Below are 15,340 nucleotides of genomic sequence, written 5' to 3' on the forward strand. Positions count from 1 at the left end.
GTCACACCGTCTCGAGGTCGATCAGGAAGGGACCGTCGTGGTCGAGCATCTTGCGCACCGCCGGCTCCACCTGCTCGGGCCGGTCCACCCGCAGCGCCTCGACTCCGAGCCCCTTCGCCAGGTCGACGAAGGAGATGTCGGGCCCGGTCAGGTCGAAGCCGCTCGGGTGCGTGTGCGACGCGATCCCGCTGTCCCGCCAGTACTGCTCGATGTTCAGGTCCAGCAACTGGTAGCGCTGGTTGTTGCAGATCACGAACTTCGCGGCGACGCCGTAGCGGGCGGCCGTCCACAGCGCCTGGATGGTGTACATGCTGCCGCCGTCACCGGTCACGCCGACGACGGTCGCGTCCGGCCGGGCGATCTTGGCGCCGATCGCGCCGGGGATGCCGATGCCGAGCGATCCGCCCCTGGTCAGGAAGTAGTTGCCCGGCACGTGCGGCGGCAGGTGGCTGAGCAGGCCGGGTGAGGCCGTCAGCGCCTCGTCGAACAGCACGAGGTCGTCGCCCGCGGTGGCCGCCAGTGCCGCGCTGAGGTGTTCGATCAGCGGGCTTTCCGCGGTCAGCGCCGGAGGAGTCCACATCGGTGCGGCGGCCGGCTCGGCAGGTGCGCCCAACCGGTCGGCGAACGCCGCCAGGGTGGCTTTCGGATCGGCCACCAGAGCCACGTCCACCGGGAAGTTCTTCGCGATCTCGTAGTCGTCCAGGTCGACGTGCACGATCTTGGCGTGCGCGGCGAACGGGTTCGCGAGCTCGGGGAACACCTCCGGGAAGGTGTAGGTGCCCACGATGAGCACGGCGTCCGCGTCGGCGACCACCTTCCGGCTCACCGCACCGAACATGTGGCCGAGCTGCCCGCGGTGCAGCGGGTGGCGGGTGTCCATGTTCAGCTCGGAGTTGTCCAGGCCCCACACCGGTGCGCCGAGCGCCTCGGCGACACGGGTCAGTTCCCGCTGCGCGCCGGACACCGAGACCCCGTCGCCCATCAGGATGATCGGGTTTCGCGCCCCGCGCAGTGCCGCCACCGCGCGGTCCAGTTCCGCTTCCACGGGCTGGACCGCACGGCTGGGGATCGTGCTCGGCGTGGCCTGTTCGGTGTTCACCGCGTCGAGCACGTCCATCGGCAGTGCCACGAAGACCGGGCCACGCGGCTCGGTCATCGCGGTCTTCACCGCCCGGCGCATGACCCGCAGCAACGAGTCCGGGTGCGTGACCCGGGTCGCGTACTTGGTCACCGGGCGGGCCATCGCCACCAGGTCGGTCGCCATCTGCGAGTCCATGGCGTCGTAGCGGACACCGGCCTCACCGGCGATCACGACCAGCGGCGAGTGACCGCGCATGGCCTGGTACAGCATGCCGATCCCGTTGCCGAGACCGACTCCGGTGTGCAGCTGCACGAGGGCGGGCCCGGCGGTGGCGCGAGCGTAGCCGTCCGCGATGCCGACGGCGACGGTCTCCTGCAGCGCGAGCACGTAGTCGAACCCGGAGTGCTGTTCGACGGCGTCGAGCAGTCCCTGTTCCACCGTGCCCGGGTTGCCGAACATCGTCGTCAATCCATCGGCCTGCAACTGCTCGAGTAAGGCGTTCTTGCCCCACCGTTCGGTCATTGCCCTGCCCTCCCAAGGGTTTTCGTTACCAGCCGAACCGGCGCAGGCCGGACTCGAGCACCTCGACCAGCTTCTCGCCCGCGAGGAACGAGTCCGGAGTGGACCGTGCCGTGATGAACGGGAAGTCCACGATCACCGACGTCTCCTTGCCGACGTTGCCGTGGAACTGGCCGTCCGGGCCGGTGGCGTCGCGCAGGATGTACTCGAGCGGGTACGGCGGCGGGCCCATGTTGAACTCGACCCCGACGAACCCGGTGCCGTCCTTGTAGTCGTATTCCTTGCAGTGGCCCGTGACGTGCTTGCCCCAGATGATCGACTTGCGGTCGTCCCACTCGCGGGCGAACGCCAGTGCGGCGACGCCGTAGCACTCGCCGACCACGGGCTTGTCCGCTCGCACGAAGGCGAGGATCAGCTCGTGCAGCCGGCCGTTGTTGGCCAGGTCGACGATCGGGCCGGAGCCGCCCACGATGACCATCGCGTCGTACTCGGCGATGTCATCGGTGAGAGTGGCGATCTCCCGGTAGTACGCCTCCATGGCGCGCAACGGGTTCGGCGTGCTGTCGTAGGGACGCTCCGGGATCCAGTCGGCCAGGCTGACCGGGTGGTCCAGCCGCGCGGACTCGTCCAGCTCCCTGGCCGCGACCGCGACCTCGGGCGTGGTGACCGAGCGACCGAGCGGCGGGTCGACGTAGCCGGGGTCGAGGCTGGGCGGCAGTGCCACCGGGCGCTTGCCGTTCGGCGTCGCGAACACGGCCGTGTAGCCCTGGCGGTCGGTGGCGACCAGCGGGCCCAGCAGCTCCTCGCCCCAGTAGCCGAACTCCGAGAGCACGTACAGAATCTTCTTGCTCACTTGATCTCCTGATCTCGTTCCGATTACCGGAGAACCAACAACTCAATCTTCGCGAACCTTGTTTTCCCTTACAAGGCAAGGGAAGTAGCGGAGCCTCAGTCACGCAGGTGAGGCATTTTCCGTGTGGTCGGACCGAAACAGCCACATCACGGTGGACGCCGGCAACGCGAGCACACCGCCGAGGTGCACGTCCGCGTGCTCGTCCGCGGTGTCCACGAGCACCGCCCACTCACCGTCGCCGGTGTCCAGACCCTGTGGCACACCGGAGAAGTTGGCGGCGCACAACAGCGTTCCGCCGGGTCCGGTGCGGGTGAACGCGACCAGGTTGCGGCCGGGATCACTGGTGTGCCAGGCGAACCCGGCCGGGTCGTGGTCGGTCTCGTACAGCGCCGGCAGCGACCGGTACACCGCGTTGAGCCGGCGAACCAGGTCGGTCACGCCCTGGTGCAGCGGGTCCGCCGCCAGTTCCCACGGCAGGCCGGCGGCCGAGTCCCACTCGGACGTCTGCCCCAGCTCGCCGCCCATGAACAGCAGCTGTTTGCCTGGATGCGCCCACATGTACGCCAGCAGGGCGCGCAAGCCGTCTGCTCGCTGCTTGTCGTCGCCGGGCATCCGCTGCCACAGCGATCCCTTGCCGTGCACCACCTCGTCGTGCGAGAGCGGCAGGAGATACCGCTCCTGCCAGGCGTAGTCGAGCGGGAACGTCAGCTCCCCGTGATGGCCCGCGCGGTGCACCGGGTCGTGCCCGAGGTAGCCGAGCACGTCGTGCATCCAGCCGAGGTTCCACTTCAGGTCGAAGCCGAGGCCGTCCGGGGCGGTCAGTCCGGGCCACGCGGTGGACTCCTCCGCGATCACGACCGCGCCGGGGAAGTCGTCGTGCACCACACCGGTGAGCTCGGTCAGCAGGGCCACCGCGGCCAGGTTCTCGTTGCCGCCGCGTTCGTTCGGCACCCACTCCCCCGGCCCGCGCGAGTAGTCGAGGTAGAGCATCGACGACACCGCGTCGACGCGCAGACCGTCCACGTGGAACTCGGCGAGCCAGTACAACGCCGCCGCGATCAGGAACCCCCGCACGTACGGCCGGCCGAAGTCGAAGATGTAGGTGCCCCAGTCGGGGTGCTCGCCGCGCCACGGTTCGGGGTGCTCGTACAGAGCCGTCCCGTCGAACCGCCCGAGCGCCCACGCGTCCTTGGGGAAGTGCGCGGGCACGAAGTCCACCAGCACCCCGATCCCCGCCGCGTGCAGGTGGTTCACCAGGTAGCGGAACTCGTCCGGGTCGCCGAACCGGGCCGTCGGCGCGAAGTACCCGCTGACCTGGTACCCCCACGAACCGCCGAACGGGTGCTCCGCCACCGGCATCAGCTGCACGTGGGTGAACCCGAGGCCGGCGACGTGCTCCGCCAGCTCGTGCGCCAGCTGCCGGTAGCCCAGTCCTGGCCGCCACGAGCCGAGGTGCACCTCGTAGACGCTCATCGGCTGCCGTTCCCAGTCCCGCGGGCGCCGCGCGACGAAGTCGTCATCGGTCCACCGGAACTCCGACCGGAACACGACGGACGCGTTGGCGGGCGGGCATTCCGCCGCCTGCGCCAGCGGATCCGCCTTCTCCTGCCAGACCCCGCCCGCGCCCAGCACCTCGTAGCGGTAGCGGTCTCCGGGTCCGGCCTCGGGGACGGTCAGCTCCCACACGTCGCCGTGCCGGACCATCCCGTGTGCCCGGCCGTCCCAGCCGTTGAAGTCGCCGCGCACCCGCACCTGGCGCGCGGCCGGCGCGTACACGGCGAACGCGACGCCTCCCTCCGGCAGCGCGTGTGCCCCCAGCACCTCCCACAGCCGGCGGTGCGTGCCTTCGCCCATCAGCCAACGATCGTCATCGGTCAACCTCATCAGCCGGCCCTCCCCCAGGTCGACACGAACTCCTCGACCGCGCGCAGCGGGATGCCGGCCCAGTCCGGGCGGTTGCGGGTCTCGTAGCCGACCTCGTAGATCGCTTTGTCCAGTTGGTAAGCACGCAGCAGCGCGGGATCGGGCAGAGCTCCGGACTTGCGGGCGTAGCCCGCGAGGAACTCGCGTTCCGCCGTGGTCGCCCAGCTCCGGTCCACCGTGCGGCCGGCCGCGTAGTCCAGTGACCGCAGCACACCCACGACGTCGCGGGCCGGTGAGTCCCACGCGGCGCGCTGCTCGATCGGCGCGGCCGGCTCACCTTCGAAGTCGATGAGCAGCCAGCCCCGTCCGGTGGCCAGCACCTGCCCCAGGTGCAGGTCGCCGTGCACCCGCTGCAACGGGGACCCCGGCACGGCCAGCCGACCGGCCTCCAGCAGCAGTGCGTCGAGCGCGCCGACGTACGGGGCCAGCACCGTTGCCTCGGCCGCGGTGCGGGCTAGCCGATCCCGCATCCCGTCCACCGCGGCACGGATGTCCGTGCGCGACAACGTCGTCCGGCCGAACGCCTCGGCGAGTGCCTCGTGCGTGACGGCGACCGCCTCACCCAGAGCACCCGACCGACCGGCGAACCCCGGTGTGCCCGCGAGGTCCCAGCCGGACACCGCGCCCGCCGCGAACCCTTGCAGCACAGCGAGAGTGGTGTCCTCGTGCTCGACCACGCCGAGCAGTGGCGCGATCGTCGGCGTCCGCACCGCCCGGCCGATCTCGACCTCCGGGTGGGGGCCGGGGAACAACCGCCGGAAGAACTTCAGGACGTAGCTGCCGCCGTAGATCACCGAGGTGTTGGACTGGTCCGCGGTGAGCCGCCTGGCCGGTCCGGCGGGTAGCAGCGGCACCTCCGCGGTGAACCGCGTCGAGCCGCGCACACCTCCCCCGGCGATGAGGTCGAGCAGGTGTCCCATGAGCGCGGGGTCGTCGGCGGCGTCGCAGGCCCACACCCCGCTGAGGAACGTGATCGCGTCGGCGCCCGGACGTGCCCGCAGACCGATCGGCAGCTGGTAGCGGCGCGGCTCGGCCTCGCCCGCCAGCGACACGTCGGCGAACACGATCAGCAGACCGCGGCCGAGGTCGATCACCTCGGCGAGCACGACCCGTTCGACGGCCCGGTCGCCCGCGCCGAACCAGCGCCGTTCCGGCAGCCAGCCGGCCAGCGCCTGGCAGAGCCTCGTCCGGTCCCACGCCGAGAGCGTCATGACGCCGCCTTGAGCGACAGCCAGTAGAAACCGTGCCCGGCCAAGGTGAACGTGTGCCCGTCCTGCTCGACCTCACCGAAGTCGACGCCGCCGGTCAGCTCGACCAGCTGTTCCCCCGCGTGCGCGGACAGGTCCAGCCAGGCCGACTGGGGATGCCTGGACAGGTTGTACGTGCACAGCACCACGTCGTCCTCGTGCTGACGCACGAAGGCGAGCACAGCGGGGTTGGAGCACGGCAGTTCCCGGTAGTCGCCGAGCCCGAACGCCGCCTGGTCGCGCCGGACCTCCAGCATCCGCCGCGTCCAGTGCAGCAACGACGACGAGTCGCGCAGCTGCGTCTCGACGTTGACGCTCTGGTAGCCGTAGACCGAGTCCATGATCACGGGCAGGTGCAGCCTGCCGGGATCGCAGTCGGAGAACCCGGCGTTGCGGTCCGGGGTCCACTGCATCGGCGTGCGGACACCGTCGCGGTCGCCCAGCCAGATGTTGTCGCCCATGCCGATCTCGTCGCCGTAGTAGAGAACCGGCGATCCCGGCAACGACAACAGCAGCGCGGTGAACAGCTCCTGCTGGTTGCGGTCGTTGTCCAGCAACGGGGCGAGCCGTCGGCGGATGCCGATGTTGGCTTTCATCCGCGGGTCTTTGGCGTACTCCGCGTACATGTAGTCGCGTTCCTCGTCCGTGACCATCTCGAGCGTCAGCTCGTCGTGGTTGCGCAGGAAGATCCCCCACTGCGTGCCGGACGGGATCTTCGGGGTGCGGGCGAGGATCTCCGTGATGGGGAACCGGTTCTCCCTGCGCACCGCCATGAAGATGCGCGGCATCAACGGGAAGTGGAACGCCATGTGGCACTCGTCGCCACCCACGGCCGGATCGCCGAAGTACTCGACCACGTCCGACGGCCACTGGTTCGCCTCGGCGAGCAGCACCCGGTCGTGGTACTCGGTGTCGATCACCTGCCGGCAACGCCTCAGGAACTCGTGCGTGCGCGGCAGGTTCTCGCAGTTCGTGCCCTCTTCCTCGAACAGGTAGGGCACCGCGTCGAGCCGGAACCCGTCGATGCCGAGGTCGAGCCAGAACCGCAGCACGTCGATCATCGCCTCCTGCACCCGCGGGTTCTCGTAGTTGAGATCCGGCTGGTGGCTGAAGAAGCGGTGCCAGAAGAACTGCCCGCGCACCGGGTCGAAGGTCCAGTTCGACGTCTCGGTGTCGACGAAGATGATCCGCGCGTCGGCGTAGCCGGAGTCGTCGTCGCTCCAGACGTAGTAGTCGCCGTGCGGTCCGTCCGGATCGCTGCGTGAGGCCTGGAACCACTCGTGGGCGTCGGAGGTGTGGTTGAGCACCAGATCGGTGATCACCCGGATGCCCCTCAGGTGCGCCTGGTCGAGCAGGTGGACGAAGTCCTCGACGGTGCCGAACTCCGGCAGCACCTTGCGGAAGTCGCTGATGTCGTACCCGCCGTCGCGCAACGGCGAGGCGTAGAACGGCGGCAGCCACAGGCAGTCGACGCCGAGCCACTGCAGGTAGTCCAGCTTGTCCGCCAGCCCGCGCAGGTCGCCCGTGCCGTTGCCGTCGGCGTCGGCGAACGCCCGGACCAGCACCTCGTAGAAGACGGCGCTCTTGAACCACTCGGGTTCGTCGCGGGCCGGTCTGGCCCTGCCGGGGGCGGTCATGACCGCGTCTCCTCGCGCACCGCGGCGATGTGGGCCACCGCCTGGTCCGGGTCCAGCCGCACGTAGGTCTGCCCGCTCCAGCGGAAGGTCCGGCCGGTCACCTCGTCGTGCACCGGGAAGTCGGCGGGCAGGCCCAACGCGGCGGTGTCCCACCGGACAAGGCCCTCCTGCGGACGGCTGGGGTCCAGGGTGACGACCACCAGCACGATCTCGCCGGTGCCGGGCGAGGTCTTCGAATACGCGACCACGGCGTCGTTGTCGACGTCGTGGAAGCGCAACGTGCGCAGCTCCCGCAGCGGGGCGTGCGCGCGGCGGATCTCGTTGAGCCGCGTGATCCACGGCTCCAGCGACGGCCGCCCGTCCGCGGTCGCACCGAACTCGCGGTGCACCAGCTGGTACTTCTCCGAGTCCAGGTACTCCTCGCTGCCCGGCCGCACCGGCTGGTGCTCGTACAGCTCGAAACCCGAGTACACGCCCCAGGTCGGGGACAGCGTCGCGGCCAGCGCCGCCCTGGCCGCGAAGACCGCGGGCTCCCCCGACTGCAGTTGGGCGGGCAGGATGTCCGGGGTGTTCACGAACAGGTTCGGGCGCGCCTCGTCCGCGTGCTCGACGAGGTCGCGGCCGAACTCCACCAGCCCCGCCTTGTCGGTGCGCCAGGTGAAGTAGGTGTAGGACTGGCTGAAGCCGCGCCGGGCCAGTCCGAACAGCCGCGCCGGGTCGGTGAACGCCTCGGCCAGGAACACCACGTCCGGGCTGGTCTCCCGGACCCTCGCGATCAGCCACTCCCAGAAGTCCGGTGGCTTGGTGTGCGGGTTGTCCACCCGGAAGATCCGCACCCCGTGGTCGACCCAGTGCAGCACCACGCGCAGGACCTCGGCGTAGAGGCCGCCGGGGTCGTTGTCGAAGTTCAGCGGGTAGATGTCCTCGTACCGCTTGGGCGGGTTCTCCGCGGTGGCGATCGACCCGTCCGGCCTGCGGGTGAACCACTCCGGGTGCGCGGTCACCCAGGGGTGGTCCGGCGCGCACTGCAGCGCCAGGTCGAGTGCGACCTCCAGGCCCAGCTCGTGGGCGCGGGACACGAACTTGCCGAAGTCCTCCAGCGTGCCCAGGTCCGGGTGCACGGCGTCGTGCCCGCCGTGCCTCGACCCGATCGCCCACGGCGAGCCGACGTCGCCGGGTTCACCGTGCGGATTGTTGTTGGGGCCCTTGCGCTTGCTCTCCCCGATCGGATGGATCGGCGGGAGGTAGACGACGTCGAAGCCCAACCGGGCGATCCGGTCCAGGTGGGCGGCCGCGGTGGCGAACGTGCCGTGCACCGGGCGGCCCTGCTCGTCCAGGCCGCCGGTCGACCGCGGGAACAGCTCGTACCACGCCCCGAAGAGCGCTCGCTCGCGCTCGACCAGGATGCGGTGATGCCCGCTGCCGGCCACGAGCTCCCGCACCGGCGTCTCCGTCATCGAGTCGTGCACGGCTTCCGACAACGCGAGCACGACCCGTTCGGAGAGCAGCAGATCCTTGCGGCGCAACCGTTGTGCCGCCTCGACCAGCCGGGCCCTCGGGTGCGCGGCCGACCGTTCCAGCAGCCGCGCCCCCTCGTCGAGGTCGAGCTCCAGGTCCGAGGCGGACTGCCCGGCGGTGAGCTTGGCCGTCACCGCGTGCCTCCAGGTGGCCCACGGGTCGCTCCAGGCCTCCACGCGGAACGTCCACTCCCCCGGCCGGTCCGGCACGACCGAGGCCGTCCAGCGCCGGTCGTCGCCCTGACTCATCCGGATCCGGCGCCCTGCGGCGTCACCGGGACCGGTCAGCACCACCTCCGCCCCGACCGCCTGGTGCCCCTCGCGCCAGACCGTCGCGCCGACCTGGACGTGTTCGTGGACAACGGCTTTCGCCGGCCGCCGCCCCGCCGACACCGACGGGTGGACGTCCTCGATCGCGATCCTCTGCGTCACTGGTTCCTCCTCGACCCAGCAAGCCGACCGGCGCCCAGTGCCCTGGTCGCCGGCCGTTACCCCCATGTTTTGCGGTAGGACAGCCGCGAGGCGCCCTGCTGGACGCCGGAAGACGCGGCGAAGGTCGACGCGGCCCGGTGCCCGCACCCGCCCTCCTCGCCCGGTGGGCACCGGGCCACGTCGGTCACGGCCCTAGCGGGCGTCCGGTCCGATCACCCAGTGCTCGGCGACCGTCATCTCGTGCAGGTAGCGCTGCTGGACGAAGGAACCCAGCTCCTCGTCGGCCCGCCGGAACTCGGGCGAGGCCACCGCCGCGCGCAGGTCCTCGACGCTGTCGAACCACAGCTGGTAGGCGGCGTCGAGGGTGGCCTCGCCGATCCCGTAGGCGCCGTCGACGGTGTGGCCCTGCAGGTAACCCCGCAGGCCGGGGACCTCCGCGACCAGTTCCGCGTGCTTGCCGAGGCTGAGCTCGCGGAAGGTGGGCAGCGAGATGCCCTCCTGCCGCTTGACCAGCCGGACCAGCTTCACGCCCTCGGCGCGCGGCGGTTCGACGATCACGTGCGCGAAGGTGTCGAGCACCAGCGACTGCCAGAACGCCGCCCACTTCGGCTCGTCGAGCCGGGCACCCTCCAGGAACTCCGGCGTCTGGAGCGACTCGATCTGCTCCTCCGGGCGCAGCCAGATCTCGGCGATGCCGCCCCACAGCGGCGCGTTCTCGCCCTCCACCGGCAGCCGGGTGTCGATCTTGTACTTGCGGATCTGCGGGATCTTGCTGGCGTACCGGACGGCGTGCTCCTCCAGCCAGTAGCGCTGGAACTCGGTCTCGGTCATGCCGGGCCGGGGCGCGGCGAAGATCAGTTGGTGGATCACGGTTCTCGTCTCCTCGTCAGACCTGGTAGCGCTTCAGCACGTCCTCGGCGAAGCCGAGGTAGTCGCGCAGCGGCCACACCTCTTCGAACTCCAGGTACTCGCGCATCGGCAACCGGCCGAGCGCGGTGCGGTCCAGCTCCTCGGCGCTCGGGGCGTCGATGATGCCGATCACGCGCTTCTGCGCGGCGACCTTCCACAGGCCGACGGCGAAGCCGGAGTCCAGCGTCTCCTTGGCGTGCGCGGCTTCCTCCTGCTCGATCTCCCAGAGCTCGTCGAGGGTGATGCGGCCCTCGTGGTTCCAGCGCATCTGCACGTAGAACAGCATTGGTCGGGTCTCCGTCCCGGTCAGGCGGCGCTGGCGCGCAGCAGGTCGAACACCGGGTGCCCGGCGTCGAACACGTCGGTGGCGATGTCCAGCGGGGTCTTGCCGTCGTGACCGACGAGGTCGGTCCTGGCCCCTGCCTGCAGCAGGATTCGCGCGCAGTCGTCGTAGCCGTGCCACAACGCGTCGTGCAGCGGCGTGTACCCGTTGGTGGCACCCTGGAAGTCCAGGTTCACGCCAGGGGCACCGACGAGCTCCGCCGTGATGTCGGCGTGTCCGTTGTAGACGGCCTTGTGCAGCGGGCACGCGCCGAACGTCGGCTCGGTGGCGTTGACGTCCGCACCGGCCGCCAGCAACGCGCGGACGATCGCCAGGTGACCGTCGCGGGTCGCGACGAGCAACGGCGTGTGCAGGTCGTTGAAACCGTTGCGCACCGGGAACCTTGCGTCGACCTCGGCACCGGCCGCCAGCAGCTTCTCGACCTGCTCGGTCTCACCGGACGAGGTGGCCGCCATCAGCTGCTGCTCGGAGATGCGCCGCTCGTCGTCGTTCTCCCTGGCGCGCAACAACTTCTCGGCTTCGAGCAGCTTGTCCTTGCCCAGCGAGTTCACGTTCAGCTCGAACTCGAAGTGCTCCTTCATGGAGAACCCGTAGTGGGTGCCCAGGTTCACGCCGGCACCCGCGTCGAGCAGATACGCCACGACGTCCGGCCACTTGTACCAAAGAGCGTCCATCAGCGCGGTGTGCCCGGTGGTCGGCGCGACCGCGTCGACGAACGCACCGGCCTCCACGAGGGTGCGCACGGTGGCCAGGTCGCCGTTCTGCACGGCCTTGTGCAGCGCGGTGCAGCCGGCGTTCGTGTCCACGCCGTGCACGTCCGCGCCACCGGCCAGCAGCGCGGCGACACCGGCGGCGTGACCGAGACCGGCCGCGATCTGGAGCACCGTGAGCCCGGTGGACTCCTCGCGGTGGCCGGGGTCGGCACCGTCGCGCAGCAGGACGCGGATGGCCTCCTCGTCACGGTCGCGCACGGCTGCCACCAGCCGCTGCTGGATGTCCGAGCGGAACAACGCGATCTCGGGGGCGGAGTCGAAGAACGCCCGCCACTCGTGGATCAGGCCGTCCTCGCCCACGGTCAGGCTCATGGTGAACTCGAACGACACGGCCATGCCGGTGCCGCGGTGCACGATCTTCTGGTAGTTGAGCACGAAGGCACGCGCGCCCTCGACGATCATCTCGCGTTGCTCGAACTCGACGACGTCGGTGTTCAGCGTGCGCAGGCGGAACGCCTCGATCACGCCGTCCTTGCCGTGCCACGTCTTCAGGTTCGGGATCACGGTGTTGAACTCGTTGCCGGGCAGGTCGAACACGATGTCCTCACCGAGTGCGGCGAGCACACCGGGGAGGTCACCGGACGCGACGTCGGCGAACAGCCTCGTCACGATCTCACGGGTGCGGGCGGTCTCCACCACAGCCGTTTCTCCTTTCAAGTTCCGGGGTTCGTGTTCTCCACGAAACCAGCGCGCCCAGGCGGGGACAACGAATGCGCCCGCTTCCGCGAACACTCCTCACGGTGAGCGTTTTTCCGTTCAGTCAAAGGCTTTTCGGAGATGTTCAGAGACGCGAACGGACCCGCCGCGGCGAGCGCGACGGGTCCGTTCCGGGAGAGATGATCAGGCTGGGCGCAACGGCGAGTAGTGGTCGTCGGCGACACCGCGGCGCACCGTCGTGCGCCGGTCGTCGATGGAGTCCCACTGCACGCCGTACATGTCCCGCACGGTGATCTCGTGCCGCAGCAGGTCGTGCGGGTAACCGAGCTCGACCGCGGCGGAAGCATCCAATGTGGACATCTGCTCGTCGGTCAGCACGACCTCGGTGCTCCCGAGGTTGTCGGCCAGCTGCTCGACCTTGGTCGCGCCGAGCAGTGGGATCACGACACCCGGTTTGTTGCGCAGCCAGGCGATCGCGACCTGCGCGGACGTCCAGCCACCCGCCGCGGCGATCTTACCGATCTCCACGACCACGTCGTCACCGCCCGCCATGCTGTGCTCGCGGGGCTGCACGGTCAGCCGGCCGGTGCCGCTGCCGTCGAGGTACTTGCCGGTCAACCGGCCCTCGGCGAGCGCGCCCCAGGCCAGCACGGGGAGGTCGAACTGCCGGGCCATCGGCAGCAGGTCGCGCTCCGGAGCCCGTTCGAGCAGGTTGTACCGGATCTGCAGCCCGACGAACGGCGACCAGCCGCGCAGCTCCGCGAGCGTGTTGGCCTGGGAGACCTCCCACGCCGGCCAGTTGGAGGCGCCGACGTGCAGCACCTTGCCCAGCCGCACCTGGTCGTCGAGCGCCCGCATCAGTTCAGGAACCGGCATCAGCGTGTCGTGCGCGTGCACCCACAACAGGTCGATGCGGTCGGTCTGCAACCGCCGCAGACTGTCCTCAATGGACTTGACGAGGTTCTTGCGGCTGTTGCCGGCGGAGTTCACGTTGTCCAGCTCGGTCTGCAACGTGAACTTGGTGCCGATGACGAACCGGTCGCGGCGGGCACCCCGCAGCAGCGTTCCGAGGTAGCGCTCGGACGTGCCGCCGGTGTAGTGGTCCGCCGTGTCGACGAAGTTGCCGCCGGCCTCCTCGTACATGTCCAGCAGGCGGGCACTGGTGTCCTCGGCGGCACCCCAGCCCCAGTCCTCGCCGAACGTGACGGTGCCCAGCGCGAGCTCCGACACCCGCAGCCCGCTGCGGCCCAGCACGGTGTAACGCATCATGTCTCCTGTCCGGTAACGGTTTCTACGGTTCACGGGTGACGACGGGGCTGTACTGCTCGTACAGCTCGATCAGCTCGCCGGCGGGGCCCTGCACGAACGCCACCCTGACCTCCATCTCCGGGTCGCCGTCGAGGGTGACGGTGGTCGGCTCGCCCGACCAGTCCTCGAACGCGAACGGCCGTCCTCCCGCGGCGAGGCTCCGCGCGTACAGCTCGTCCACATTGGACACAGCGAGGCCGATGTGGTGCACGGGACCGTCGGTGCGCACCTCACCGGGGAAGAGCTCCAGGTAGGTCTCGCCCTCGAGCTCGATGTAGACGCCCCTGCCCTGGTAGACGGTTTGGCCGGTGGCGGTGTAGGTCTTGGTCCACTCGTAGGTGCGCGAGAAGCCGAGACCCTCGCGGTAGAAGCGGATCGACTCATCGACGTCCGGGCAGAAGATCGCGACGTGCATCAGGGTCGCGGCGCCGGGCGGGCGGATGGAAACGGGACTCATGGTGTGCTCCTGACTAGGGGCTGTGTCGAGGTCTGGTTCGATGAGGGGTCGCGCCTGAGGTGGTTTCTGGTGGTGCGGCCGGACGGCTCGCACACCGGTGTTGCACGTGGGCCGTCCGGCCGTGCCGCCAGGGGCCGCCTCAGGCCTGGCTATCGCGGGCCAGACTTCGATACAGGCGCTCGGGGTCGGGTCAGCGGTGCAACCACTCGACGAGGCGGGCGGGCAGGGTCGCCGCCTCCTCCGTGGCCGCGGTGAGGGCGACGTGTCCGTCCGGGCGGACGAGCACGGCGTGCGGCAGGTCGGGATCGACCGCGACGGCGATCGGGATGTCGCCGCGCTCCGCGTTCTCCTTCACGGCGACGGCGTCACCGTGCGACGGCAGCACGATCGACCACCCGATGCCGTCGGCCATGCCGGGCCGCGGTGGCATGCGATCGCCGACCGCGGGCGCCGGGCCGCCGTCGCCACCTCCGTAGGTGACCGCGAGCTGCGCGAGGCGCCTGGCGAGCCACCCGGAGAACTCCGGCAACTCCCCCAGCACGGCGAGCATCTTGTTGCGCAGCTCGATGCTGTCGGGGTTGCTCATCGTCGAGACGTCGTGCAGCTGCGCGGTGAACGCGAGCAGCCCCTGCGCCATCGTGCGCCGCTCGGCGTCGTAGGTGTCCAGCAGCGCCGGTCCCGCCGTGCCGTCCAGCACGGCGGCCAGCTTCCACGCGAGGTTGAACGCGTCTTGGATGCCGGTGTTCAGCCCCTGCGCGCCGACCGGGCTGTGCACGTGCGCGGCGTCGCCGACGAGCAGGACCGGTCCTTTGTGGAACGTGCTGGCGAGCCGGTGCCGCACCCGCCAGATGGACACCATCTCCAGCGACCGCACCTGCGCACCGGCGGCGGCCGGCCCCCGCGCGTCGAGCATTTCCTGCACTGCGGCGAGATCCGGCACCGGGGTGTCGTCCTCGACGAGCGCGACCATCCGGTACAGCGGGCCGGGCAGGTGGGAGATAGCGGCCAGGCCCGCCGGGGAGAAGAAGAAGCTGATCTCCCCCTCCGGTCCCTCCCAGTCCATGACGAACTCGATGAGCGCGAAGTTGTGCGGCCGGTCGTGTCCCTCGAACTCGATGCCGGCCCGCTCGCGCACGACGCTGTGCAGGCCATCGCACCCGACCACGTACTTCGCGCGGATGGCCCTGATCTCACCGGTGGCGTCCTCGGTGATCAACGCGGTCGCACCGGGGTACTGCTCGTCGACGTCCAGCACGGACCAGCCGCGGTAGACGTGCCCGCCCACCTCCGCGACCTTGGCGTCCAGAATTCGTTCGGTGGTCTCCTGCGGGATCGCCAGCACGAACGGATAAGGCGTGTCCAGCTCGTCGAACGGGGTCTGCAGCAGCACGCGATCGCCGTCGCGGGCGGCGAACGCCCTGCCTGGGCGGCCTGCGGCCACCAGCGCGTCCGCCACGCCGACCGCGGCCAGCGACTCCAGCGTCCGCGCGTGCAGCGCCGCTGCCCTGGAGTTCGGCGCCGGGCCCTGCTGCCGTTCGACGACGACGTGGTCCACGCCCAGGCGGGTCAGCGCGAGAGACAGCGCGAGCCCGGTCGGTCCGCCACCGGCCACGAGCACGTCGGTGCTGCTCGGTGGTCGGCGCGTGCCCGTGTCACTGGTCATTTTTCGCTCCACAGAAGAGAA

General features: G+C 70.1%; 12 protein-coding genes. All 12 read right to left on the bottom strand.

Annotated elements, in window-relative coordinates; translation table 11 throughout:
• Position 1: 1 nt before the first annotated feature.
• Positions 2–1,603, bottom strand: coding sequence for a thiamine pyrophosphate-binding protein (locus tag LFM09_RS12390; RefSeq protein WP_414096539.1), 1,602 nt, complete (start codon positions 1,601–1,603; stop codon positions 2–4).
• A gap of 25 nt (positions 1,604–1,628) precedes the next feature.
• Positions 1,629–2,453, bottom strand: coding sequence for a type 1 glutamine amidotransferase domain-containing protein (locus LFM09_RS12395; protein ID WP_414096540.1), 825 nt, complete (start codon positions 2,451–2,453; stop codon positions 1,629–1,631).
• Positions 2,454–2,552: 99 nt separating this feature from the next.
• Complete coding sequence (gene glgB, locus LFM09_RS12400; protein ID WP_414096541.1) at positions 2,553–4,337, bottom strand: 1,4-alpha-glucan branching protein GlgB; 1,785 nt, start codon at positions 4,335–4,337, stop codon at positions 2,553–2,555.
• Positions 4,337–5,587, bottom strand: coding sequence for a phosphotransferase (locus LFM09_RS12405; RefSeq protein WP_414096542.1), 1,251 nt, complete (start codon positions 5,585–5,587; stop codon positions 4,337–4,339). The genes glgB and LFM09_RS12405 overlap by 1 nt, the downstream gene beginning before the upstream one ends.
• Entirely contained in the window at positions 5,584–7,260 is a 1,677-nt protein-coding gene (gene treS, locus LFM09_RS12410) for a maltose alpha-D-glucosyltransferase (protein ID WP_414096543.1), read from the bottom strand. The genes LFM09_RS12405 and treS overlap by 4 nt, the downstream gene beginning before the upstream one ends.
• A complete protein-coding gene (locus tag LFM09_RS12415) occupies positions 7,257–9,209 on the bottom strand; it encodes a maltotransferase domain-containing protein (RefSeq protein ID WP_414096544.1) in 1,953 nt (650 codons plus the stop codon). Before LFM09_RS12415 ends, treS begins: the two co-directional genes overlap by 4 nt.
• Positions 9,210–9,401: 192 nt before the next feature.
• On the bottom strand, positions 9,402–10,079 hold the full coding sequence (locus LFM09_RS12420) for an EthD family reductase (protein ID WP_414096545.1): 678 nt from the start codon (positions 10,077–10,079) through the stop codon (positions 9,402–9,404).
• 16 nt (positions 10,080–10,095) lie between these two features.
• Complete coding sequence (locus LFM09_RS12425; protein WP_053720081.1) at positions 10,096–10,404, bottom strand: muconolactone Delta-isomerase; 309 nt, start codon at positions 10,402–10,404, stop codon at positions 10,096–10,098.
• 20 nt (positions 10,405–10,424) lie between these two features.
• Positions 10,425–11,873 (bottom strand): ankyrin repeat domain-containing protein, encoded by a 1,449-nt coding sequence (locus LFM09_RS12430; protein WP_414096546.1) that lies wholly within the window; start codon positions 11,871–11,873, stop codon positions 10,425–10,427.
• 201 nt (positions 11,874–12,074) lie between these two features.
• Positions 12,075–13,157, bottom strand: coding sequence for an aldo/keto reductase (locus tag LFM09_RS12435; RefSeq protein WP_414096547.1), 1,083 nt, complete (start codon positions 13,155–13,157; stop codon positions 12,075–12,077).
• 25 nt (positions 13,158–13,182) lie between these two features.
• Positions 13,183–13,656 carry a VOC family protein gene (locus tag LFM09_RS12440; RefSeq protein ID WP_414096548.1) on the bottom strand — a complete coding sequence of 158 codons (474 nt, stop codon included), beginning with the start codon at positions 13,654–13,656 and terminating at the stop codon, positions 13,183–13,185.
• Positions 13,657–13,846: 190 nt separating this feature from the next.
• Positions 13,847–15,319, bottom strand: coding sequence for an FAD-dependent monooxygenase (locus tag LFM09_RS12445; protein WP_414096549.1), 1,473 nt, complete (start codon positions 15,317–15,319; stop codon positions 13,847–13,849).
• Positions 15,320–15,340 lie beyond the last annotated feature (21 nt).

Origin of the sequence: Lentzea alba (genome assembly GCF_047445655.1) — a bacterium.
GTDB classification, from domain to species: domain Bacteria; phylum Actinomycetota; class Actinomycetes; order Mycobacteriales; family Pseudonocardiaceae; genus Lentzea; species Lentzea alba_A.

What these genes read in the sequence shown, in the direction of transcription:
- LFM09_RS12390 (WP_414096539.1), bottom strand. Translation starts at nt 1,603, where the DNA reads ATGACCGAACGGTGGGGCAAGAACGCCTTACTCGAGCAGTTGCAGGCC.
- glgB (WP_414096541.1), bottom strand. Translation starts at nt 4,337, where the DNA reads ATGAGGTTGACCGATGACGATCGTTGGCTGATGGGCGAAGGCACGCAC.
- LFM09_RS12405 (WP_414096542.1), bottom strand. Translation starts at nt 5,587, where the DNA reads ATGACGCTCTCGGCGTGGGACCGGACGAGGCTCTGCCAGGCGCTGGCC.
- treS (WP_414096543.1), bottom strand. Translation starts at nt 7,260, where the DNA reads ATGACCGCCCCCGGCAGGGCCAGACCGGCCCGCGACGAACCCGAGTGG.
- LFM09_RS12425 (WP_053720081.1), bottom strand. Translation starts at nt 10,404, where the DNA reads ATGCTGTTCTACGTGCAGATGCGCTGGAACCACGAGGGCCGCATCACC.
- LFM09_RS12435 (WP_414096547.1), bottom strand. Translation starts at nt 13,157, where the DNA reads ATGCGTTACACCGTGCTGGGCCGCAGCGGGCTGCGGGTGTCGGAGCTC.
- LFM09_RS12440 (WP_414096548.1), bottom strand. Translation starts at nt 13,656, where the DNA reads ATGAGTCCCGTTTCCATCCGCCCGCCCGGCGCCGCGACCCTGATGCAC.
- LFM09_RS12445 (WP_414096549.1), bottom strand. Translation starts at nt 15,319, where the DNA reads ATGACCAGTGACACGGGCACGCGCCGACCACCGAGCAGCACCGACGTG.